This window comes from Microlunatus spumicola, assembly GCF_039536445.1.
GTDB classification, from domain to species: Bacteria; Actinomycetota; Actinomycetes; order Propionibacteriales; family Propionibacteriaceae; genus Microlunatus; species Microlunatus spumicola.
In genome coordinates this window covers 163,756-185,648 of the sequence record NZ_BAAAYR010000002.1, presented here as the reverse complement: position 1 = coordinate 185,648, position 21,893 = coordinate 163,756, and the positions used below count along the sequence as shown (strand labels likewise).

The 21,893-nt window shown below is 73.6% G+C and carries 18 protein-coding genes; 7 read left to right on the top strand and 11 right to left on the bottom strand.

The window, feature by feature from the left end:
- Positions 1-67: 67 nt before the first annotated feature.
- Together ABD665_RS09830 and ABD665_RS09825 are read right to left on the bottom strand one after the other, a co-directional pair.
- Positions 68-241 carry a zinc transporter permease gene (locus ABD665_RS09830; RefSeq protein ID WP_204910818.1) on the bottom strand — a complete coding sequence of 58 codons (174 nt, stop codon included), beginning with the start codon at positions 239-241 and terminating at the stop codon, positions 68-70.
- A 158-nt stretch (positions 242-399) separates the two neighbouring features.
- Positions 400-2,664 (bottom strand): (Fe-S)-binding protein, encoded by a 2,265-nt coding sequence (locus ABD665_RS09825; RefSeq protein ID WP_344742123.1) that lies wholly within the window; start codon positions 2,662-2,664, stop codon positions 400-402.
- Between the two features lie 245 nt (positions 2,665-2,909).
- Here ABD665_RS09825 and ABD665_RS09820 point away from each other — a divergent pair, with 245 nt between their 5' ends.
- From ABD665_RS09820 to ABD665_RS09805, 4 genes are read left to right on the top strand one after another with little or no spacing between them, the layout of a single operon-like run.
- Positions 2,910-4,562 (top strand): ATP-binding cassette domain-containing protein, encoded by a 1,653-nt coding sequence (locus ABD665_RS09820; RefSeq protein ID WP_204910819.1) that lies wholly within the window; start codon positions 2,910-2,912, stop codon positions 4,560-4,562.
- Positions 4,559-5,215, top strand: a complete 657-nt coding sequence (locus ABD665_RS09815; protein ID WP_204910820.1) for an ABC transporter permease subunit — start codon at positions 4,559-4,561, stop codon at positions 5,213-5,215. The genes ABD665_RS09820 and ABD665_RS09815 overlap by 4 nt, the downstream gene beginning before the upstream one ends.
- Positions 5,212-5,898: an ABC transporter permease subunit gene (locus ABD665_RS09810; RefSeq protein ID WP_204910821.1), complete on the top strand. Its 687-nt coding sequence runs from the start codon at positions 5,212-5,214 to the stop codon at positions 5,896-5,898. Before ABD665_RS09815 ends, ABD665_RS09810 begins: the two co-directional genes overlap by 4 nt.
- Before the next feature lie 53 nt (positions 5,899-5,951).
- The gene (locus tag ABD665_RS09805) at positions 5,952-6,887 is read left to right on the top strand and encodes a glycine betaine ABC transporter substrate-binding protein (protein WP_204910822.1); all 936 of its coding nucleotides are present in this window, start codon (positions 5,952-5,954) and stop codon (positions 6,885-6,887) included.
- Between the two features lie 81 nt (positions 6,888-6,968).
- Here ABD665_RS09805 and ABD665_RS09800 read toward each other — a convergent pair whose 3' ends face one another.
- Positions 6,969-7,475, bottom strand: a complete 507-nt coding sequence (locus ABD665_RS09800; protein WP_204910823.1) for a 2'-5' RNA ligase family protein — start codon at positions 7,473-7,475, stop codon at positions 6,969-6,971.
- Between the two features lie 101 nt (positions 7,476-7,576).
- Here ABD665_RS09800 and ABD665_RS09795 point away from each other — a divergent pair, with 101 nt between their 5' ends.
- Positions 7,577-8,155, top strand: a complete 579-nt coding sequence (locus ABD665_RS09795; RefSeq protein ID WP_204910824.1) for a DUF6197 family protein — start codon at positions 7,577-7,579, stop codon at positions 8,153-8,155.
- A 6-nt stretch (positions 8,156-8,161) separates the two neighbouring features.
- On the opposite strand, the gene ABD665_RS09790 is transcribed toward ABD665_RS09795, so the two are convergent.
- The 6 genes from ABD665_RS09790 to ABD665_RS09765 form a co-directional block, all read right to left on the bottom strand.
- Positions 8,162-9,112, bottom strand: coding sequence for a LysR substrate-binding domain-containing protein (locus ABD665_RS09790; protein WP_204910825.1), 951 nt, complete (start codon positions 9,110-9,112; stop codon positions 8,162-8,164).
- Between the two features lie 29 nt (positions 9,113-9,141).
- On the bottom strand, positions 9,142-9,912 hold the full coding sequence (locus tag ABD665_RS09785) for an SDR family oxidoreductase (protein ID WP_204910826.1): 771 nt from the start codon (positions 9,910-9,912) through the stop codon (positions 9,142-9,144).
- A 154-nt stretch (positions 9,913-10,066) separates the two neighbouring features.
- Positions 10,067-11,020: a non-homologous end-joining DNA ligase gene (gene ligD / locus ABD665_RS09780; protein WP_425562138.1), complete on the bottom strand. Its 954-nt coding sequence runs from the start codon at positions 11,018-11,020 to the stop codon at positions 10,067-10,069.
- Between the two features lie 15 nt (positions 11,021-11,035).
- Positions 11,036-11,464 carry a GtrA family protein gene (locus ABD665_RS09775; protein ID WP_344742116.1) on the bottom strand — a complete coding sequence of 143 codons (429 nt, stop codon included), beginning with the start codon at positions 11,462-11,464 and terminating at the stop codon, positions 11,036-11,038.
- Positions 11,465-11,568: 104 nt separating this feature from the next.
- Positions 11,569-12,870 (bottom strand): glycosyltransferase, encoded by a 1,302-nt coding sequence (locus ABD665_RS09770; RefSeq protein ID WP_344742114.1) that lies wholly within the window; start codon positions 12,868-12,870, stop codon positions 11,569-11,571.
- 45 nt (positions 12,871-12,915) lie between these two features.
- Positions 12,916-15,048, bottom strand: a complete 2,133-nt coding sequence (locus ABD665_RS09765) for a mannosyltransferase YkcB-related protein (protein WP_204910828.1) — start codon at positions 15,046-15,048, stop codon at positions 12,916-12,918.
- Positions 15,049-15,200: 152 nt separating this feature from the next.
- Between ABD665_RS09765 and ABD665_RS09760 the strand changes: the two genes are divergently transcribed.
- Positions 15,201-17,099 (top strand): ABC transporter transmembrane domain-containing protein, encoded by a 1,899-nt coding sequence (locus ABD665_RS09760; protein WP_204910829.1) that lies wholly within the window; start codon positions 15,201-15,203, stop codon positions 17,097-17,099.
- Positions 17,100-17,192: 93 nt separating this feature from the next.
- Complete coding sequence (locus ABD665_RS09755) at positions 17,193-18,959, top strand: Ig-like domain-containing protein (RefSeq protein WP_344742111.1); 1,767 nt, start codon at positions 17,193-17,195, stop codon at positions 18,957-18,959.
- A 55-nt stretch (positions 18,960-19,014) separates the two neighbouring features.
- Here ABD665_RS09755 and ABD665_RS09750 read toward each other — a convergent pair whose 3' ends face one another.
- Both ABD665_RS09750 and ABD665_RS09745 read right to left on the bottom strand, forming a co-directional pair.
- Positions 19,015-19,755, bottom strand: a complete 741-nt coding sequence (locus ABD665_RS09750) for a TIM barrel protein (protein WP_204910831.1) — start codon at positions 19,753-19,755, stop codon at positions 19,015-19,017.
- Positions 19,752-21,887 carry a GMC oxidoreductase gene (locus ABD665_RS09745; RefSeq protein WP_204910832.1) on the bottom strand — a complete coding sequence of 712 codons (2,136 nt, stop codon included), beginning with the start codon at positions 21,885-21,887 and terminating at the stop codon, positions 19,752-19,754. The genes ABD665_RS09750 and ABD665_RS09745 overlap by 4 nt, the downstream gene beginning before the upstream one ends.
- Positions 21,888-21,893 lie beyond the last annotated feature (6 nt).

Here is a 21,893-nt window from a genome sequence, read left to right as displayed (position 1 = left end):
GACGGCGGCCGACCTCGGGGTCGTGCGGCCCGGCGTGACGGGGGACCGTCAGGCCGGGGAGTCGGGCTCAGTGCTCGTCGTAGTGGCCCTCGTGCACGAAGTGGCGGTGCCCGTCGTGCACGTAGTCGACGTGGTCGTCGTGCGTGACGGTCTCGTGCCCGCAGTCCGTGCCGTGCTCGTGCGCGTGGTCCTCGTCGTGGGAGCGGTGCTCGGCGACGGTCTCGTCGGTCTGCTGCGTCATCGGTGGTTCCTCCTGGTGGTCGTGGTGCCGCTGGTGGGGGGTCGGCTCCGCCAGTCAAAGCCGTCGGCGGGGCAGAAGCAACACGACGACGACACCCGTTGCCGACACCGTCCGGGCCGTCGACAGGGGCGTGGGTGGGGGCGTCGCCGAGGGAGCGGTCAGCCGCCCCGCCGTACGGACTCGAGCAGCAGCTGGGCGACGTCGAGGACCTCGACCGGTGCGGCCGTCGTGCCGTCCGGCAGGGCGTCGACCCCGTCGGTGAGCATCGTGCGGCAGAAGGGGCAGCCGGTGGCGATCGCTCCCGGCTTCGCGGTCGTGCCCGCTCCGGCCGCGGTGAGGGTGGCGACGGCCTCCTCGGTCCGGTTCGCGTTGATCCGCGTCCCGAGGTCCTCCTCCATCCACATCCGCGCCCCGCCGGCCCCGCAGCAGAAGGACTCCTTGCCCGAGCGCGGCATCTCCGCCACGGTCGTGCCGGGCAGCGCGCCGAGCAGCTCGCGCGGGGGTTCGTAGACCTGGTTGTGCCGGCCGAGGTAGCAGGGGTCGTGGTAGGTGATGGTGCGCTGGTCCTCGCCCGCGGCCGGCGGGACCGGGGTCAGCCGGCCCTCGCGCACGAGCCGGTTCAGCAGCTGCGTGTGGTGCACGACCTCCATCGACAGCCCGAGCTGCGGGTACTCGTTCTTGAGCGTGTTCAGGCAGTGCGCGCAGGTGGCCACGACCTTGGTCGCCCCCGCCTCGCGGAGCGTGTCGGTGTTCTGCGCGGCGAGCTGCTGGAAGACGAGCTCGTTGCCCGCGCGGCGGGCCGGGTCGCCGCTGCAGGTCTCGCCCTTGCCGAGGACCGCGTACGACACCCCGGCCGTGTGGAGCAGCTCCGCGACGGCCCGGGTCGTCACCTTGGCCCTGTCGTCGTACGCGCCGGCGCAGCCGACCCAGAAGAGGTAGTCGACCCCGCTCAGGTCCTCGACGTCGTGCTCGCCGGGGCCGCCGACGACCGGCACCGGGAACGGCAGGTCCTTCGCCCAGTCCATCCGGGTGCGCGGGCTCGCGTTCCAGGGGTTGCCCTTGGTCTCCAGCCCCTTGAACAGCCCGTTCAGGGCGGCCGGGAACTCCGACTCCATCAGCACCTGGTTGCGCCGCAGGTCGACGACGTGGTCGACGTGCTCGATGTCCACCGGGCAGGCCTGCACGCAGGCGCCGCAGGTGGTGCAGGACCAGAGGGCGTCGGCGTCCAGGACGGCGACCAGGCCGTCCTCGATCGTGATGGGGTCCGGCTCGCCGGCGCGGTTCACGCCGCTGACGCCCGTCCCCCGGGTGCCGCCCGCCCCGGTCGGCCCGACGAGCGCCCGCCCGGCCTCGTGCTGCAGCGCCTCGGGCAGCCCGGCCCGCTCGCCCTCCGGGGTCTGCAGCCAGGGGGCCTTGGCGTACGCGTGGTCGCGCAGGCCCATCACGATCAGCTTCGGCGACAGCGGCTTGTCCGTCGCCCACGCCGGGCAGGCGTCCTGGCAGCGGCCGCACTCGGTGCAGGAGGTGAGGTCCAGCAGGCCCTTCCAGGTGAAGTCCTCGATGGCCGCGGTGCCGAGGTTGGCGTCCTCGTCGAGGGCGTCCAGGTCGTCGAAGTCGACCGGCTTGCCGCCGGCCCGCAGCGCCGGCAGCGCACCGAGGGCCGGCGCACCCGACGCCTCCCGCTTGAACCAGACGTTCGGCCAGACGGTGAAGCGGTGCCACGCGACGCCCATCGTCGTGTCCCGGCCGAGCGCCACGAACCAGGCCATCGAGATGACGATCTTGGCTGCGGCGACCAGCACGACGGCGGTCTCCAGCGCCCCCGTGCCGAGGCCCGCCGGCAGCAGGAACCACGTCAGCGGGAAGTCCCACCGCGTCGTCTCCCCGGCGAGCAGCTGCGCCTCCATGGCGCGGAGCAGCAGGACGCAGACGACGATGCCGAGGATCGTCAGCTCGACGTAGAGGCCCTTGCCCCCGTGCGAGCCGAAGAACCGCGACGCCCGGCCACGCCCGCGCTGGGACACCCGGATCCCGATCAGGAGCAGGATCGCCAGCAGCCCGGCCCAGGCGATCAGCTCGGCGGCCCAGGCGTACGCCTTCCAGCGCCCGATCACCGGCAGCACGAAGCGGGGGTCGAACAGCTGCCCGTACGCCGTCACGAGCGTGAAGAAGAGGGCGCCGAAGGCGATGAAGACGAACCAGTGCGCGGCGCCGACGAGCGGGCGCTGCAGCATCCGGGTGTGGCCGAGGGTCTCGGTCAGCATGTTCCGCCAGCGCCGGCCGGGCGCGTCGCTGCGGTTCGCGGGGCCGCCGAGGGCCACCACCCCGACGATCGCGCGGACGGCCCGGACGAACATCGCCACGCCCACCACCGACACCGCCAGCGCGACGACGATCGCACCGACGACCACGAGCTGCTGCACCCTGTGTCTCCGCTCCGCTGGGACGGGCGGTCCTGCTCCGCGGCGCCGCCTCGTGCGAGGCGGTGGCGCAGGACCGGTCCCCGCATGTTACTCACGGGTAACTTGCGCGCCGGCGGATCACGTACGCGGGAGCGACGTCCGAGGTGCGGGCGCGCCGGTCGCTCCCGTCGGAAATGTCGGCGACCCCCGTTAGTGTCGGGCACCAGACGTCCGGATGTGGGTCGACAGGGTCGGTGGGGTTCAGCGTGATCGAGTTCGAGTCCGTGAGCAAGACGTTCGCCGGGGGCACGCACGCCGTCCAGGACCTCAGCCTGACCATCCCCTCCGACAAGATCACCGTGATCGTGGGCCCGTCGGGCTGCGGCAAGACGACCACGCTGCGGATGATCAACCGGATGCTGGAGCCGTCCAAAGGCCGGATCACCTGGGACGGGACGCCCCTCAAGAGCCGGCGCAAGACCACGCTGCGGCGCCAGATGGGCTACGTCATCCAGAGCGGCGGGCTGTTCCCGCATCGCACCGTGCTGGAGAACATCGGCACCGTCCCGGGCCTCCTGGGCTGGGGCAAGGACAAGACGCGCAAGCGTTCGCTGGAGCTGCTGGGCAACGTCGGCCTCGACCGGGTCATGGCCGACCGCTACCCCGCCCAGCTGTCCGGCGGCCAGCAGCAGCGCGTGGGCGTCGCCCGCGCCCTCGCCGCCGACCCGCTCGTGATGCTGATGGACGAGCCCTTCTCCGCGGTCGACCCGGTGGTGCGGACCGAGCTGCACGAGTTCTTCCTCGGGCTGCAGCGCCAGATCAGCAAGACCATCGTGCTGATCACCCACGACATCGACGAGGCCATCAAGCTCGGCGACCAGGTCGCGATCCTCCGGGTCGGCGGCCGTCTGGCCCAGTTCGGGCCGCCGCAGGAGCTGCTCGACGAGCCGGCGGACGCCTTCGTCGAGGGGTTCGTGGGCCGCGACCGCGGCTACCGCTCGCTGAACTTCCTGCCCGCGTCCGGGCTCCACCTCGACGAGGTCGCCGTGATCCGGGAGGCGGCCTCCGGGCGCGGCGAGGGTCCGACGCTCGTCCTCGACGGCGACGCCCGACCGGTCGGCTGGGTCGACACCGAGCGCCCCGGCCTCGTGCACCCGATGGGCTCGACCTTCGTCCGCGAGACCGACACCCTCCGGGCCGCGCTCGACTCCGCGCTGACCTCCCCGTACGCCCTCGCCGTCGCGCTCGACCCCGAGACCGGCCGCTACGCCGGCGTGGTCCCGGCCGACGCGATCCTGGCCCAGGTCGCCACCCAGCGCACCGGCTCGCCGGAGTCGGTCACGCTGCAGGCCGCCGAGGCGCGCGAGCAGCAGTCCGCGGACGCGCAGACCGCCGTCGCGACGGCGTACACGCAGCTGGACGCGCACGACGACGGTTCCGCGAGCGACGAGCCCGTGCGTGACGAGCCCGTCAGCGACGAGGCTGCGGCCGAGGCGCCTGCGGGTGACGTGACCACGGCCGACGAGCCCGCGCGGGACGAGGCCGTGACCGACCATGCTGCGGCCGACGAGCCCGCGGCCGTCGAGAGCACCCGCGACGAGCGCACGACCGGCGAGCCCCAGGTGGCCGGCGAGCCGGCGGCCGAGCAGGAGCTCGGTCCGGGCGGGGCGAGCGCCGTCGAGCTGGGCGCGCCCGGAACCGCCAACGACGGGACCCCGGTCGACGAGCCGGTGCAGGACGCGGGCCGACGTGACGGGTTCACCGAGGACGAGCAGCCCACCACGGTCCGCGGCGTCCCGGTCCCGGCCGAGGACCCGCCGGGCGACGAGGCGCGGGCCGACGCGGCCGAGGGGCGTACGGGGTCGGGCGCCTACACCCAGCCCCGGTCGCTGCCGCACGACCCGGCGGAGCGCGGATGAACCTCGACTGGCGCTGGATCAGCCGCAACCTGGGCTACATCGGCGGGCTCACCGCGCAGCACGCCGTGCTGGCGGTCCTGCCGGTGCTCGCCGCGCTGGTCGTCTCGATCCCGCTCGGCTTCCTCGTCTACCGGACGGGGCGCGCCGCCAACGTCATCCTGTCCGTGCTGGGCGTCATCTACTCGATCCCGTCGCTGGCGCTGTTCGTCGCGCTGCCCGTCATCCTCGGGACCCAGATCCTCGACCCCGTGAACATCGCGGTCGCCCTGGCGATCTACTCCGTCGCCCTGCTCGTCCGCAGCGTGGTCGACGGCCTGCGGTCCGTGCCCTCGGCGGTCAAGCAGTCCGCCTCGGCGGTCGGCTACGGCTGGTTCGCGCGGCTGGTCAAGGTCGAGCTGCCGCTGGCCATGCCGGTGGTGTTCTCGGGGCTCCGGGTCGTCACCGTCTCCAACATCGCGCTCGTGAGCGTCGCCGTGGTCGTCGGCGGCGGGGCGCTCGGGCAGCTGTTCGACACCGGCTTCAACCGGAACTTCTTCACCCCGATCGTCGTGGGCCTCGTCCTGACGCTGCTGCTGGCGCTGGTCGCGGACGCGATCATCCTGCTGGTCCAACGCGGGACCCTGCCCTGGGCCAGGAGGCGGCGCACCGCATGAGCTACTTCTCCTACCTCTTCGACGCCGCCAACTGGGGTGGCCAGGGCGGCACGGGCCAGCTGGTGCTGCAGCACCTCGAGTACACGGTCGTGGCCGTCCTCCTCGGTGCGATCGTCGCCGTCCCGCTCGGCGTGCTCATCGGGCACACCGGGCGCGGCGGGTTCCTCGTCATCGGCCTCAGCAACGCGGCGCGCGCGATCCCGTCGATCGGGCTGCTGGTCCTGATCGTGCTGCTGCTGGGCACGGGCTTCGCCCCGACCGTCCTCGTCCTCGCCGTCCTCGCCCTGCCGGCGATCCTCACCGCGACGGCCACGGGGGTGGCCGGCGCCGACCCCGACGCGGTCTACGCCGCCCGCGCCCTCGGCATGACCGGCGGGCAGATCGTCAGCCGGGTGGAGTGGCCGCTGGCCGTCCCGCTCGTCATCTCCGGCCTGCGGAGCGCGACGCTGCAGGTCGTGGCCACCGCCACGGTCGCCGCCTTCGCGGCCGGCGGCGGGCTGGGGCAGCTGCTCATCAGCGGCCAGCGCAGCCGCGACTACTCCCAGATGCTGGCCGGCGCTGTGCTGATCGCCGCGCTCGCCATCGTCCTCGACCTGCTCATCGGCACCATCGGCCTGCTGGCCGCCCGACGGGTCCGCCCCGCCGCCAAGACGCGCACGAGCGCCGCTCCGGCGCCCGCCTAACCTAGTCCGACGGTCGGGAATCCCTCCCGCCCAGAACACGGAGAACAGTCCCCATGACCATCAAGCGATCGTTGGCCGCCCTCGGCCTCACCATCACGACGCTCGTCCTGGCCGCGTGCGGTGGCGGCAGCGCCAACCCGCTCGGCAGCTCGGCGCCCCCCTCCGGAGCGGCCTCGTCCGGCGGCACCCCGATCGTCGTCGGCGCCGCGAACTTCACCGAGTCCCAGGTCCTCGCCGAGGTCTACGCGCAGGCGCTCAAGGCCAAGGGCCTGGACGCGTCGACCAAGCCGCCGATCGGCTCGCGCGAGGTCTACGTCAAGGCCCTGCAGGACAACTCGATCCAGATCGTGCCGGAGTACACCGGCAACCTGCTGCTCTTCGTGGACAAGAACGCGACGGCCACCACGCAGGAGGAGCTCGCGAGCGCCCTGCCCACCGCGCTGCAGCCCGACAACCTGAAGATCGGCACCATCTCCGCCGCTGCCGACCAGGACGTCTACGTGGTCACGAAGGAGTTCTCGCAGCAGAACAACCTGACCTCGCTGGCCGACCTGAGCAAGGTCTCCTCCAACGTCGTCCTCGGCGGACCCTCCGAGCTGGCCACCCGCGCGTACGGTCCCGAGGGCCTGAAGGGCGTCTACGGCGCCACGCTCAAGCAGTTCAAGCCGTACGACTCCCCGGCCGTGAAGACCAAGGACCTGCTGGACGGCAAGATCCAGATGGGCGAGTACTTCACGACGGAGAGCGCGATCGTCGACAACGGGTTCGTCCCGCTGGCCGACCCGCAGTCGATGATCCTGCCGCAGAACGTCGTGCCGCTGATGCGCTCCGACGTGGCCGACAACCCGCAGGTGAAGGCGGCGCTCGACCCGGTCCAGGCCGCCCTGACCACCGAGGAGCTCACCGCCCTCAACAAGCAGGTCGACGTCGACAAGATGGACCCGAACGAGGTCGCGAGCGCCTGGCTGAAGAGCAAGAACCTCGGCTGACCGACGCCCCGTACGACGCCCCCGGTGCTGCCGCACCGGGGGTTTCGTGCGTCCGGGGGCGGCGCGGCTCGATCGTCGGGCTCAGCCGGTGAACCGCTCCAGGTGGGTCCACGGGCCGCCGTCGTAGCGCCACAGGTCGAAGCCGGGCGCCTCGACGTCGCGGGGCTCGAAGCCGCCGCGCAGCGTCTCGACCGTCTGCCGGGCCACGGCGGCCTCGACCTTGTTCTGCAGCGTCACGTGCGCCCGCAGGCGCTGCTGGTCCTGCCGGGTCAGGTGCGCCCACCAGGCCCGCTGGAGCTCGTCGTGGCGGCGCGCGAGGTCGGGGCTGTCGACCGCGTACGCCGCCCCGCGGCCCAGGCTCAGCACGCCGCTGAGCCGCACGGCGACGGGACCGCGCCCGGCCACCTCCTCGAGGTCCGCGCGCACCTGCCCCTCGAGCGCGCCGGGCACCGCGTGGAACAGGGTGAGGTGCGCGCCGACGGCCGTCCGGCCCGCCGGGAACCACCGCCGCCGGAGCGCGTCCAGCTCGTCCTGGACGTCGTCGGGCAGGGCGAGCGTCACCACCAGCGGTGCGTGGTCGTCCGGCATGTGGGTCCTTCCCCTGGTCAGGAGCCGGTCCGGCGGGAGGCGGCAGGAGCACCCCTCCGGGCTCTTGTGCCCACTGTGCGTGCTGGCGCATGCTCACGACTGTGACGACCACCCATCGGAGCCGCCCGGCCGAGGCCCTGCGCGCGGCGCTGTCCCGGTTCCGCGCGGCCCTGCCGGTCGCGCCGCCGCCCTCGTACGTCGAGCCCCAGGACGACCCGCGGGTGGCCTGGCTGCGCCGCCTCGACCGGGTGCAGGCGGCCCTCGAGCAGGCCCGGGCCGACCTCGTCGAGCAGGGCTGGACGCAGCGCGCGTGGTTCGCGGTCGACACCGGTGGGACGGTGCGGCCCGCGACGGTCGCGGAGTCGTTCGACCTGGTCCGCCCGACCTCGACCGTCGGCGGTGCCTGTCTGGTCGGCGCGCTCCTGCGCCGGGCCGAGGACCCGGACCGGGCCACCACGCACGCGGACGTGTGGGGTGCGGTCGACGAGCTCTACGAGGCGCTGCACGAGCGGATGGGCCACCACGCGATGCCGCCCGGCCGGGTCGACACCCACGCCCGTCGGCACGACAAGCTCGGCGTGCTCACCGCGTGGAACGACGAACGCACGACCCGCCGCGAGGACGTCCTCGACCTGCTCGACCGCGCCGTGAGCCGGACGCTCGTCGGCGCCTGCGGCTGACGGCTCTCAGCCGGGACGCGACGCGCGGCCCGCGTCGGCCTTGGCCTGGAGCGCGCGGATGTGCTGCTCGGCCAGGTCCATGAACGCCCGTGTCGCGGGGGACAACGAACCGCCGGGCCGCGTGACGAACGCGAAGTGCTCCTCGAACACGGGGTCGAGGTGCGCCCAGTGCAGCGTCCGCGGGAAGCCCGTCCACTGCGTGACGAGGTAGGACACGAGCGAGTCGCCCACCCCGTACGCGGCCAGCTCCACCGCCGCCGTCTGGAACTCCACCTCCACCGACGGGTGCAGCGTGACGCCGGCGCGCTGGGCCCGTTCGGTGAGGCTGCGACGCAGCGGGTCGTCGCGGGTCCAGCGGGCCTCGGACAGGATCAGCCGGCGCCGGCTCAGCTGCTCGACGTCGACGGGCCGGTCGGCGCGGGCCGGGTCGGCGCTGACGTAGACGACGGTGTCGGTCAGCACCGGGTGGCTCACCCAGAGCCCGCGGTCGTCGATCGGCAGCTGCACGAGCCCGCCCTCGAGGTCGCCGGAACGGACGGCGTCGGCGACCTCGGAGGAGTTCAGGCCCTGGACCCGGATCGAGACGTCGGGGTGCAGCCGGCCGAACTCCGCGGTGAGGGCCGGCAGCAGGTAGAGGTGGGCGCTGCTGAACGTGCCGAAGGAGACCGTGCCGCCGGCGAGCTCGCGGACGTCACGCACGGCCGACGTCAGGTCCTCGACGTCGCGCAGGACCTTCTCGGCCCAGGGGATCAGCATCCGGCCCGCGTCGGTCAGCTGGAGCTGCCGGTTCGTCCGCGTGAAGAGCGTGACGCCGAGCGTGCCCTCGAGCCGGCGGACCTGGTCGGACAGGCTCGGCTGCGCGACGTAGAGCGCCTGCGCCGCCGCCGCGAACGACCGGTGCTCGACGGCCGCGAGGAAGTAGACGAGCTGCTGCAAGGTCGGGCGTCCGTTCGCCACGTCGGCGCCTCCTCAGCCCGCGAGCGGGGTCAGCGGCTCAGGTAGCCGCCGTCGACGACGAGCTCGGTGCCCGTGACGAACGAGGCGTCCGAGGACAGCAGGAAGGCGACCGCGGCGGAGATCTCCGAGACGTGGGCGCGGCGCCCGAGCGGGGTGTCGGGGATGACGCCGCCCTCCTTCTCGTGCTCGTTCATCGGGGTGCTGACGCCGCCGGGGACGATCGTGTTCACCCGGATCTGGTCGGGCGCGAGCTCGAGGGCGGCGACCTTGGACAGCGAGGTCAGCGCGCCCTTGCTGGCGCAGTAGGCGACGTAGCCGGGGGCACCGATGACGCCGAAGATCGAGGCCACGTTGACGATCGAGGCGTAGTCGCTGCGGCGCAGCAGCGGCAGCGCCGCCTGGATGCCGAGCAGGGCGCCGGTGACGTTGACGGCGAAGAGCGCGTTCCAGGCCTCGAGCGGCTCGTCCTCGATCGGCGTGACGTGGATGATCCCGGCGTTGTTCACGAGGCCGTCGAGCCGCCCGTGCGCGGCCTCGACCTCCGCCACGACGGACGCCCAGGCCTCCGGGTCGGTGACGTCGAGGTGGCGGTAGCGGACGTCCAGGCCCTCCGCCCCCAGCCGGCCCGCCAGCGCCGCGCCGTCGTCGTCGAGGACGTCGCACGCCCAGACCGTCGCCCCCTCGCTCGCCAGCCGGTGCGCGTGCGAGGCCCCCTGCCCCCGGGCACCCCCGGTCACCAGGACCACGCAGCCGGTGAGGCGGGTCGCGCGGACGTCGGTGCGGGCGGAGGTGGCGTTCACGCGCTGACTGTACGGGCGCGTGCTTCCTGTCCTCGCTCCGCTCGGACGCGGCTCGCGCTCTGACCCGACGACCGCGTCGTCGCTCGTGACGACGGAGAAGCGTGTCGTCGCGACCTCCTCCTTGCTTCGTCGGCGCGCGAGCCGGCGCGGTCGGCTACTCCGGCTCGGCCGGCCGCGCGTCGCTGTCGCGCTCGTCCCGGTCGGCCCACTCCAGGAGCTCGTCGATCGCGTACGGGTGGGCGTCGATGTCGGCGTGCAGGTCGCCGATCTCGGCGTAGCGGGCCGGCATCGTGGCGATGGAGAAGTCCCTCGGGTCGACGTCGGGCACCTCGTCCCACGTCACGGGGGCCGAGACCAGGCCCTCGGGCGTCCCGCGTACGGAGTAGGCGCTGGCGATCGTGTGGTCGCGGGCGTTCTGGTTGTAGTCGACGAAGATCGAGCCGGGGTCGCGGTCCTTGCGCCACCAGGTCGTGTCGACGCCCCCGTCGCTGCGGCGCTCGACCTCGCGCGCGAAGGCCCAGGCCGCCCGGCGCACGTCGGCGAAGCCGTGGTCGGCGTGGATGCGGACGTAGACGTGCAGGCCCCGCCCGCCCGAGGTCTTGGGGTAGCCGACGGCGCCGAGCTCCCCCAGCAGCTCCCGGACGATCCCGGCGGTCTGCTGCACGTCGGCGAAGGTCGCCAGCGGCATCGGGTCGAGGTCGATGCGCCACTCGTCGGGCGACTCGACGTCCTCGCGGCGGGAGTTCCAGGGATGGAACTCGACGGTCGACATCTGCACGGCCCACACGACGTCGGCCACGTGCGTGACGCACAGCTCGTCCGCGTCGCGGTTGTAGCGCGGGAAGTGCACGCGCACCGTCTCGACCCAGGGCGGGGCGCCGTTCGGCAGGCGCTTCTGGTGCACCTTCTCGCCGTCGACCCCGTCCGGGAAGCGGTGCAGCATGCACGGCCGGTGGCGCAGGGCGTTGACGATGCCGTCGCCGACCGAGAGGTAATAGTTCGCGAGGTCGAGCTTGGTCTCGCCGCGCGCCGAGAAGTAGACGCGGTGCGGGTTGCTCATCGAGACCGTACGGCCGTCGACGTCGAGGGCGAGACGTTCCGTGGCCACGCGGTGAGCCTAGGCCTAGGCCTCCGCAGGAAGGTCGCGTCGGGCCATCATCGCGTGCAGGGTCAGGAACCGGACGCACGTCGCGATCCCCTGCGCGACCACGAGGACCGCGACCTCGAGGGCCCGCCCGGCGCCCGGGTCGACGCGGTGCAGCAGCCAGAGCGCCCCGGCCGACAGCACGAGCCCGAAGGCGAACGCCGCCAGCCCGCCCGCCTGGTGGCGCAGCGCACCCTGCGACCCGCGCAGGCCGAAGGTGAGGCGACGGTTGGTCGCGGTGTTCGCGACCTGCGTGACGACGAGGGCGACCACGTTCGCCACCTGCGCGCCCGTCACCGTGCGCAGCAGGAGGTAGAGCAGCAGGTACGCCGCGGCGCTCGCCGCCCCGATCACCGCGAACCTCACGAGCTGGCGCGACGTCGGTCGCGGACGCGCGACCCGGTTCACGGGACCCATCCTCCCCGGTTCCAGGACAACGGGGAGGATCCGGCACCGCAGAGGTGCCAGATCTTCCCCGTTGCGCCTCCGGCGCGACCGACGGGGTGTTCGCCTCAGCGGCGGTGGGCCATCAGCTGGCGGAGGGCGAGGAAGCGGACGAGGGTGGAGACGGCGTTCGCGAGGACGAGGATCGCGACCTCGATGCCGCGGTTCGGGTCGGGGGAGAGCTGGTGCAGCACCCAGAGCGAGCCGCTGGTGAGTCCGAGCCCGACGAGGAAGGCGACCAGGCCGCCGGCGTGGTGGCGCAGGGCGCCGTCGGAACCCCGTACGCCGAACGTCACCCGCCGGTTCGCGGCCGTGTTGGCGACCGCGGTGACCAGGAGCGCGACCAGGTTCGCGGCCTGCGGGCCGGTGAGGTCGCGCATCCCGAGGTAGAGGACGAAGTAGACCAGCGTGCTCAGCACGCCCACCCCGCCGAACCGCAGCAGCTGGGCGAACATCCCCCGCGGCACCCCGGGCACCGTCGACGGGACCTGCGTGTCCCGGCCGAGCTCCGCGCGCAGCCGGGTCACCGGGATGCGCCCGCCCGCGAACCCGCGCAGCAGCCGGACGACGCCGTGCAGGTCCTCCCGTGCCGTCGCGACGATGTCGACGCGGCTGTCCGGGTCGTCGACCCAGTCCACCGGCACCTCGTGGATCCGCAGCCCGGCCCGCTGCGCGATGACCAGCAGCTCGGTGTCGAAGAACCAGTTGTCGTCCTCGACCAGCGGCAGCAGGTCGTGCGCCACCTCCGCGCGGATGGCCTTGAAGCCGCACTGCGCGTCCGAGAACGACGCCGACAGCGCACCGCGCAGCAGCAGGTTGTAGCTGCGCGAGATGATCTCCCGCTTCGGTCCGCGGACGACCCGGCTCGAGCGCGAGAGCCGGGTCCCGATCGCCAGGTCCGAGTGGCCGGAGATGAGCGGCGCGACGAGCGGCAGCAGCGCCCGGAGGTCGGTCGACAGGTCGACGTCCATGTAGGCGAGGACCGGGGCCTCGGACGCCGACCACACGGCCTTGAGCGCGCGGCCGCGGCCCTTGGCGTCGAGGTGCACCGCCCGTACGTGGTCGAGCTCGGCGGCCAGCGCTTGCGCCTGCGCCCAGGTGGCGTCGGTGCTGGCGTTGTCGGCGATCGTGACGCGGAAGCCGTACGGGAGCTCGGCGGCGAGGAAGGCGTGCAGGCGTTCGACGGAGGGTCGTAGGTCCGCCTCCTCGTTGAAGACCGGGACGACGACGTCGACCATCACGGCGGTCGGGGTGCTGCGGTGCGCGGGGCGTCCGGGCTGGACGCCAGCGGAGGGTGCGGGGGGTCGTCCCCCCTCATGAGGGGTCTCGAGGAGCAGGTCGGTCATGGTCGCGGGTCGCTTTCTGGGCATGACGGGGCCAGGGGAAGGGGCGTGGGGGAGGCGGGGAAGCGCCGGTCAGGAGGCCGGCTGGGTGAGGTCGTAGACCGTGACCCCGCCCACCGTCGTGGCGGTGTAGTGCTCGGTGACCCAGGTGGAGATCTCGGACGAGCCGGCCCGTCCGCCGCCCCCGAACCCGCCGCCGGCGATGAAGTAGTGCACGTCGCCGGCCGCGACGTAGGCCTGGAACTGGGCGAGCGTCGGGCTCGGGTCGCTGCCCGTGAACCCGCCGATCGCCATCACCGGCTGCTCGCTCGCCAGCTGGTAGGTCGCCGCGCTCTGCGAGCCGATGGTCGCCGCGGCCCAGCGGTGGCTGCCCGCGTCGGCCTGCAGGAGCTGGACGAGCTCGGTGCTCGCCGTGCCGCCCTGGCCCATCCCCCCGGTGCGGCCGGTGGTGCCCGCGCCCGGGGCCTGGCCGACGGGGGCCTGACCGGTCTGGCCGGTCTGGCCCTGCGGCGGGGTGCCCCCGCCCGGGAACGCGCCGCGACCGTCCTGCCCGTCGCGGGCGGTCCGGCCGGTCCCGCCGCCCGGACCGCTCTGGCTGCTGACGGGCCCGGCGGTGACGATCGAGCCGGTGTGCGGGGTGGCGACGGTGTTCAGCGTGTACGCGGCCGGCCCGGTCACCGCACCGGCGAGGGCGACGGCGAGGACGACGTTCGCGGCGACGCGCGGGAGCCGGTTCGCGACGAGCAGCGCGAGGGCCGCGAGCACCCCGACGACGAGCACCGGCCACCGCAGCGACTCGTAGACCCCGGTCGCGCGACCGAGGAGCACGAAGGCCCAGGCGGCGCTGACGGCCACGCCGAGGGCGAGCCCGGCCCGTCCCAGCCAGGTGTGCTTGCGGCGCCACAGCACGGTCGCGGCGACGGTGACGCCGGCGGCGACCGCCGGGGCCAGGGCCACGACGTAGTAGTCGTGGTAGGTGCCCTCCATCAGCGAGAACGTCAGCCCGGTGACGACGGTCCAGCCGGTCCACAGGACCAGCGCGGCGCGCGGTCCGTCGGTGCGCGGTGCGCGGCCGATCGCGACGAGGGCGACCACGGCGAGGAGCAGTGCGGCCGGCAGCAGCCAGGTGATCATCCCGCCCGACACCTGCTCGAAGAGCCGGGTCAGGCCCGGGGTGCCGCCGAAGCCGCCGCCCCCGCCGCCACCGGCCTGGCTGCCCGCGCCGGCGACGCCCGCCGAACGCCCGAGGATCCGGGCGAGCCCGTTGTAGCCGAACACCAGGTCGAGGACGGAGTCGTTCGTCGACCCGCCGACGTACGGGCGCCAGGACGCGGGCACCAGCTCGACGACGGCGACCCACCAGCCGAGCGACACGACCATCGCCGCGAACGCCCCCACGAGGTGCAGCAGCCGCTTCCTCAGCGTCGTCGGCGCGGCGATCAGGTAGACGAGCACGAGGGCCGGCAGCACCAGGAAGGCCTGCAGCATCTTGGTGAGGAACGCGAACCCGATCAGCACGCCGGCCCAGGCCAGCGTCTTGCCGTCGGCCTTCTCGGTCGCCCGCAGCGTCACGTACGCGGCAAGCGTCATCAGGAAGACGAGCAGCGCGTCGGGGTTGTCGAAGCGGAACATCAGCGCCGCGGCCGGCGTGAGCGCGAGCAGGGCACCGGCCACCAGCCCGGCCACGTGCCCGTCGGCGACGCCGTCGAACCGCCGGCCGAGGGGCCCGTGGCCCTCGAACGTCCGGCGCACCGAGGCGTACGTGACCCCGACCGTCGCGACGCCGAGCAGGGCCTGCGGCGCGAGGATGCTCCACGAGCTGAGGCCGAAGACCCGGACCGAAAGCGCCATCAGCCACAGCGAGGCCGGCGGCTTGTCGACGGTGATCGCGTTGCCCGCGTCGAGCGAGCCGAAGAAGAAGGCCTTCCAGCTCTGCGAGCCCGCCTGCACCGCGGCGGCGTAGAAGGAGTTGCCGTAGCCCGACGCCGAGAGGCTCCAGAGGTAGAGCACGGCGGTGCCGACGAGCAGCGCCACGACGGCGACCGTCCGGCCGACGCGCGGGCCGCGGGACCGGGTCGGTGCGACGTCGGCGCCCGGCGCGGAGGGCGGGGTCGCGGCGGGGCGGGTGGGGTCGGTCCCGTCGGCGGCGGCGGCCGCACGTGCGGGCGGGCCCTGGAGCGTCGGGCCGGAGAGGGTCGAGGTCATGGGACAGACCCTCCGGTCGCGGGCTGTGGCGACGTGCGGGCGCGACCGTGACCCGCCTGTGAGCGCGGGAAGCCACGCGCGCGGCCCGGCGTTGTCAGTACCGGCGCCTACCGTGAACTCGTTCGGAAGCCGTCTGACGAGGGAGTTGCGGCATGAGCATGGAGAGCGTGGCCTGGTCGGCCCTCTACCGGACGATGGTGGCCCAGACGGAGCGCCGGCCGTTCTCGTGGGCGACGGTCCGCCGCATCTGGGGCTTCGCACGCCCGCAGCGGCGGGTGCTGTCGGTGTTCCTGGTGCTCAGCGTCGTCACGGCGTTCCTGGCGATCGCCACCCCGCTGCTCGCCGGCCAGGTGGTCGACGCGATCACCACCAACGGGTCGGTCCGGGTCGTCGTCCGCCTCGCCGTGCTGATCGCGCTCATCGCGGTCGCCGAGGCCGGGGTCGGCCTGGTCGTGCGCTGGCTGTCGGCCCGCATCGGCGAGACGCTCATCCTCGACCTGCGCCGCGCGGTCTTCGACCACGTGCAGACGATGCCCGTCGCCTTCTTCACCCGGACCCGCACCGGTGCGCTGGTCAGCCGGCTCAACAACGACGTCATCGGCGCCCAGCGCGCCTTCTCCGACACCCTGTCCGGCGTCGTCACGAACCTCGTGGCCGTGGTCCTCGCGCTGGTCACCATGCTCACCATCTCCTGGCCCATCACCGTGCTCGCGCTCGTGCTGCTGCCGGTGTTCGTGCTGCCCGCCCGCCGGATGGGCTCGCGGCTGGCCCGCATGCGGCTCGAGGCGGCCAACCTGAACTCGTTCATGAGCACGCAGATGACCGAGCGCTTCTCCGCGCCCGGCGCCACGCTGGTCAAGCTCTTCTCCTCGCCCGAGCGCGAGTCGGTCGAGTTCTCCGAGCGCGCCCGGCGGGTCCGCGACATCGGCGTCCGCTCGAGCACCGTGCAGATGGTCTTCGTGACGGCGCTGACCCTCGTGTCCGCGCTGGCGCTCGCCCTCGTCTACGGGCTCGGCGGCTTCTTCGCCCTGCGCGGCACGCTCGAGGCCGGTTCGGTCGTGACCATGGCGCTGCTGCTCACCCGGCTCTACGCCCCGCTCACCCAGCTCGCCGGCGCGCGCGTCGAGGTGATGAGCGCCCTCGTCAGCTTCGAGCGCGTCTTCGAGATCCTCGACCTCAAGCCGCTGATCACGGAGGCCGAGCACCCGGTCGAGGTCCCGCCGGGCCCCGCCTCCGTCACGTTCGACCACGTCACGTTCGCCTACCCGACCGCCGACAAGGTCTCCCTCGCCTCGCTCGAGGAGGTGGCCGTGCTCGACAACCGCGGCGGCGTCGAGGTCATCCACGACGTGTCGTTCCGCGCCGAGGCCGGCCAGATGGTCGCCCTCGTCGGGTCCTCGGGCGCCGGCAAGTCGACCATCGCCTCCCTGCTGTCCCGCCTGTACGACGTCGACGGCGGCGCCGTCCGGATCGGCGGCGTCGACGTGCGCGACCTGAGCTTCGAGGCGATCCGTTCCACGCTCGGCATGGTCACCCAGGACGGGCACCTCTTCCACGACACGATCCGCAGCAACCTGCTGCTGGCCAAGGTCACCGCGACCGAGGACGAGCTGTGGTCGGCGCTCACCCGCGCCCGGCTGAAGGACCTCATCGAGAGCTTGCCCGCCGGTCTCGACACCGTGGTGGGCGAGCGCGGCTACCGGCTGTCCGGCGGCGAGCGCCAGCGCCTGACCATCGCCCGGCTGCTGCTCGCGCACCCGCGCGTGGTCATCCTCGACGAGGCGACCGCGTCGCTCGACTCGACCTCCGAGGCCGCCGTGACCGCGGCGCTGGGGGAGGCGCTCGAGGGGCGTACGGCGCTGGTCATTGCGCACCGGCTCTCCACGGTCCGCGCGGCCGACACCATCGTCGTGCTCGAGGACGGCCGGGTCGTCGAGCAGGGCCGACACTCCGAGCTGCTCGCGCTGGGCGGCCGCTACGCCGAGCTCTACCGCACCCAGTTCGCGACCAGCGAGGCCGAGGCCGAGCAGGAGCTCCAGAGCCTGCGCTGACGGTTGGGCGGCCGGTCGGACCGTAGCCAGGTCCAGTCGCGTACCGGACCTCGGTCCATGGGCAGGCTGAGGCAACCGCCTTACGTTTCTCAGGTGCGTACAGCCCGCTTCGTCCTGCCGTCCAGCCTCCGCGCCGGACTGGTCCTGCTCGTCGCCCTTGCGCTCGGCGGCCTGGTGCTCCCGACGACCACGGCCCGTGCGGCCGTCCCGGACCCGGTCGGCCCCGGGCTGAGCATCGGCACCTTCAACGCCAACCTGTTCCCCTGGATACCGCACGAGGACGAGGTCGTCGAGACGGTCAAGGCGTCGCGGTTCGACGTGCTCGGGCTGCAGGGGATCTTTTCCCAGGCCGCGGCCGACCGGATCACGGGTGACGCCACCGTCAAGCAGCAGTACCCGTACTCGTACTTCCTCCCGGGCAAGCAGCAGGCGCAGGGCACCACCAACAGCGCCCCCCGCACGGAGCAGGAGAACTACCTCAACTGCCTCATCGGACGTGGGGCCGACACCCAGACCGTCGTCCAGCCGGTCCCGCCGGTCGACCCGACCTGCGCGTTCCTGGGGGTCAACGTCGCCTTCCTGTCCCAGCCGGCGTTCGAGACCCTGCAGGCCACGATGCAGATCCTGCCCAAGGGGCAGGGGGCGCTCCAGGCCATCCCCCTCGCCGCGGCGGGCAACGGGGTCAAGTACTCGAGCGGCGGTCTGCCCGGTCAGCTCGTCCTGAGCCGCTACCCGCTCACCGACGTCACGACCGTCGACTTCGAGACCTACCTGATCCGCCGCGTGAACCTGTACGCGACGGTGGCCGGCGTCCGGATCGCCTTCGTCGACTGGCCGAACAACGCCATCGCGGACATCGACGCCGGCCTCGGCCCGCTGCAGACCGGCGCGTTGCAGCCGGAGACGGCCCAGGACCTGCTCGAGCACACCGGCGGGGCAGCCGGCGTGGACGTCGCCGTGGGCACCTTCAACACCGGCGCGCAGTACCAGCCCGAGGCGTACCAGCTGCTGCTGAACAATGGCTACACGCCCGTGACCGCCTCGGACCTGCCCACGTACTGCCCGCCGTCGCACGCCGGCCTGGACACCTGCCAGGGCGAACCGACGCGCGATGTCGACCACGTCCTCACCTCGCCGACGGGCCGCTGCTCGGCACCGGGCACGTTCGCCACCACACCGATCTCGCGTCACATCGGGCTCAGCGCCGTCTGCGCCAAGGTCGGCACCACGTCGGCGAAGGCCGACGCCTACCGCGTCGACCAGGCCACGACGCTGAACGTCGCCGCACCCGGCGTGCTGGCCAACGACGCCGACCGCAGCCGTACGGTCCTGCTGCGCACCCCGCCGACCCAGGCCTCGGACTTCGCGCTGAAGGCCGACGGGTCGTTCACCTACACCCCGGCGCCCGGCTTCTCGGGCACCGACCGGTTCTCCTACCTGACCGACGACGGCACGGCCACGCCGACCACCGTGACGCTCACCGTCACGCGGACGGCCGACCTGGCGGTCAGCCTCTCGCTCCCGGCCGGCGCCACCGCGGGCGGCACGGTCGACGCGACGCTGGTGGTGCGCAACGTCGGGCCGGGCACGGCGACGCAGGTGGCCAGCGGGCTCAACCTGCCGTCCGGGCTCACGATCGCGCGGGCCAGCGGGGGTGCCGTGACGGGAGACCGGCGCAACGTCGGTTACCTCGCCGCCACGCTCGCGCCCGGCGCCACCCTCACCTACCCGGTGATCGTGACGGTCGACCGCAGCGTGCGCGGCGCGAAGACCCTGACCGCCGCCACCGCCTCGGTGCAGACGAAGGACCCGGTCCTGCGGAACAACGCCGCCCAGGCCACGGTCACCGTCACGCGCTGAGGCGCGGGGCGGGGCGCTGGCGAGACGGCCGAGGAGGGGGTCCCCGGTCGTCCCGTCAGACCGCGCCCGCGTGCGCCGTCAGCCACACGTGGCTGTCGGACACGGCGGCGAAGCGGTCGCCGCGGGAGTCGTCGAGCTCGATCACGCGGAGCGCGTCCGGGGCGGCCCGGAGGATCTCGAGCACGGGCATGCTGCCGGCCCCGACCGCGACCTGGTCGACGGGGTCCTTCGTCGCCGGGCCGTCCTTGATGTGCAGGGCGGTGACCCTGTCGCCGAGGCGGTGCAGCAGGGCGACCGGGTCCTGGCCGCCGGCCGCGACCCAGTAGGTGTCGACCTCCAGGACGACGGCGTCGTCGAGGTGCTCCGCGAACACCTCCAGGGCCGTCACGCCGTCGATCACGCTCTCCAGCTCGTGCTCGTGGTTGTGGTAACCCACCCGCAGGCCGTGGTCCGCGGCGACCTGCGCTGCCGCGTTCAGCTCGGCGGCGAGGGCGGCGACGTCCTCACGGGTCTGCCACCGCGCGACCGGGGTGAACGGGTCGATGAGCGTCGCGACCCCGAGCTCCCGGGCGAGCCGGAACAGCTCCGGCGTGGCCTCGCCGACGAGGTGCGCGTGGGCGGTGGGAGCGGCCAGGCCCGCCTCCGCGAGGCCCTGCACCAGCGCCGGACGGTCGGCGATCCCGTACGGCTCCACCTGGGTGAACCCGATGTCGGCGAGGCGGCGGAGGGTGCCGGCCATGTCGGCGTCGAGCGCCTCGCGGACGGTGTAGAGCTGGACGGAGAGCTGGTCGTTCATCGGGGTGGTCCTCCTGCTGTCGGGGCGCCGACCATGTGGTCGACGATGCGGAACGCGTTGGCGAAGATGGTCAGGACGGGGTTCACGCCGCCGTTGGTCACGTGGACCGACCCGTCGGCCACCCGCAGGTTGTCGTGGCCCCAGACCCGGCCCCAGGGGTCGACGACCGAGGAGGCGGGGTCCTCGCCCATCCGGCACGTACCCGCCTGGTGCTGGCCCCCGCTCGGCGTCCGGAGCCGGCCGCCGTCCATCGGCACGACCAGGTCGGCGCCGGCGGCGGTCATCCAGTCGACCGTGCGGGCCGTGAGGAAGTCGCGGGCGCGGTAGTCCTCCGGGTGGAGCCCGCCGCCCAGCCGGGCGACCGGGTTCCCGAACCGGTCGCGGACGCGGTCGTCGACCCGTACGCGGGAGTCGGCGCTCGTCATCTCCTGCACGGGGCCCATCAGCCGCACCATCCGGCGGCTCAGGTCCCGCATCCCCCGCTTCGTCCCCGGCCCGTGCCGCGGGATCACGCCCGCGCCGCTCAGGTAGAGGTAGGTGTTCGAGGGGGTCGGGACGAACTCGTTGGCGATGATGCCGCCGCCCACGATCCCGTCGTTGCCGTGCCGGAAGTCGGCCGTGGCGATCGAGGGCCCGGGGCCGATGAGCTCCTCGAGCTCGTCGGAGAAGATCCCGAGCGAGCCGCCGTACGCGTGGCCCTGGAGGTGGCGCCCGACCTGGTCGGCGTTGTTGCCGATGCCGGCCGGCTCCCGCTCCGTGCGGCTGTTCAGCAGCAGCCGAGCGGTCTCGACGGCACCGGCCGAGAGGACCACCTCGTCGGCGCGGACCTCGCGGCGCCACACCACGCCGTCGCGCACGCCCACGACCGCCACGCCCGTCACTCGCCCGGTGCCGTCGACGGTCAGCCGCTCCACGGTGGTGTCGACGAGGACCGAGGTGCGCCCGGTCGCGAGGGCCCGGGCGAGGACCGTGTTCTGGCTGCCGTTCTTCGCGTCGACCGGGCAGGCGAAGCCGACGCACATCGCGCACTGGCTGCAGGCGGGCCGGTCGAGGTACGGCGTCGAATTGATCAGCAGCGGCACCGCGAGGGTGCCGAGGCCCAGGTTCCGTGCGCCGGCCTCCAGCCGGTCGCGCGCCCGGCCGGCCGGGAGGGGCTTCATCGGGAAGGGACGGCTCCGGGGACCGGCGTGGCGACCGTCGTGCTCGTCGCCGCTGACGCCGATCTCCCACTCAGCGCGGACGTAGTAGGGCTCGAGCTCGTCGTAGCCGAACGGCCAGTCGGCGAGCGCGCTCCCGTCGGGCACGCCGTAGCGGCTGGCCATCGTGAAGTCCTCGGGGCTGAAGCGCCAGGCCTGCGCGCCGTAGACGCGGGTCCCGCCGCCGGCCGTCATGGCGTTGCTGCCCCACGCGGGGTCGCCGGGCCCGACCTGGCGCTCGCCGTCCTCGAGGTCGAGCACGCGGGGATTCTGCGGCCACCGGGGCCCGCTCCACGCCTCCAGGCCCCACATCGAGCGGGGGTTCCGCAGGTGGTCGGTGGCGAGCGTGCGGGTGTCGGGCCAGCTGCCGGCCTCGACGACCAGCACCGTACGGCCGGCCTCGGACAGCCCGCAGGCGGCCACGCCACCGCCCGCGCCGGAGCCGACGACGATCGCGTCGTAGCGGTCGAGGACCTCGGCCGGCTCGATCGTCCGCCGGTCCGACGGGAGTGCGGAGGACGCGGGCCGCCGGCTGGTGCCGGGCCAGGGCTGCCACCCGACCATCGACCACGAGGCGGCGTCGTCGTTCCCGCCGTTGCCGGGGTCGGCGTAGTAGCCGCCGTTCACGATCCCCGCGAACCATCGGTAGTCGGCGTCGTCGAGGAGCGACTCGAGCACGGCCAGCCGCTGCTCCGCGTCGAGCGCGGTGAACGCGGCTGCGTGGGTCTCCCGGCTCGCCCGCTCGCACGCCGCCAGCACGGCCACGACCCGCTCGACCCAGTCGGGGCGTTCGGCGAGCAGCCGCTCGAGGAAGCGCAGCCCGCCGGCCTCGACCCCAGACGGGTGCTCGTCGGGCGGGACGATCGTGTCGACCAGGCAGCTGAGGCGCGGCTGCTCGGTGAGGACGAAGGATGCTGCGCCGACCGTGTCTTCCATCGGGGC

Bases quoted from the DNA above. Each gene is read 5' to 3' on its own strand.
- ABD665_RS09830 (WP_204910818.1), bottom strand. From the start codon at position 241: ATGACGCAGCAGACCGACGAGACCGTCGCCGAGCACCGCTCCCACGAC.
- ABD665_RS09815 (WP_204910820.1), top strand. From the start codon at position 4,559: ATGAACCTCGACTGGCGCTGGATCAGCCGCAACCTGGGCTACATCGGC.
- ABD665_RS09810 (WP_204910821.1), top strand. From the start codon at position 5,212: ATGAGCTACTTCTCCTACCTCTTCGACGCCGCCAACTGGGGTGGCCAG.
- ABD665_RS09805 (WP_204910822.1), top strand. From the start codon at position 5,952: ATGACCATCAAGCGATCGTTGGCCGCCCTCGGCCTCACCATCACGACG.
- ABD665_RS09800 (WP_204910823.1), bottom strand. From the start codon at position 7,475: ATGCCGGACGACCACGCACCGCTGGTGGTGACGCTCGCCCTGCCCGAC.
- ABD665_RS09770 (WP_344742114.1), bottom strand. From the start codon at position 12,870: ATGCCCAGAAAGCGACCCGCGACCATGACCGACCTGCTCCTCGAGACC.
- ABD665_RS09765 (WP_204910828.1), bottom strand. From the start codon at position 15,048: ATGACCTCGACCCTCTCCGGCCCGACGCTCCAGGGCCCGCCCGCACGT.
- ABD665_RS09760 (WP_204910829.1), top strand. From the start codon at position 15,201: ATGAGCATGGAGAGCGTGGCCTGGTCGGCCCTCTACCGGACGATGGTG.
- ABD665_RS09750 (WP_204910831.1), bottom strand. From the start codon at position 19,755: ATGAACGACCAGCTCTCCGTCCAGCTCTACACCGTCCGCGAGGCGCTC.
- ABD665_RS09745 (WP_204910832.1), bottom strand. From the start codon at position 21,887: ATGGAAGACACGGTCGGCGCAGCATCCTTCGTCCTCACCGAGCAGCCG.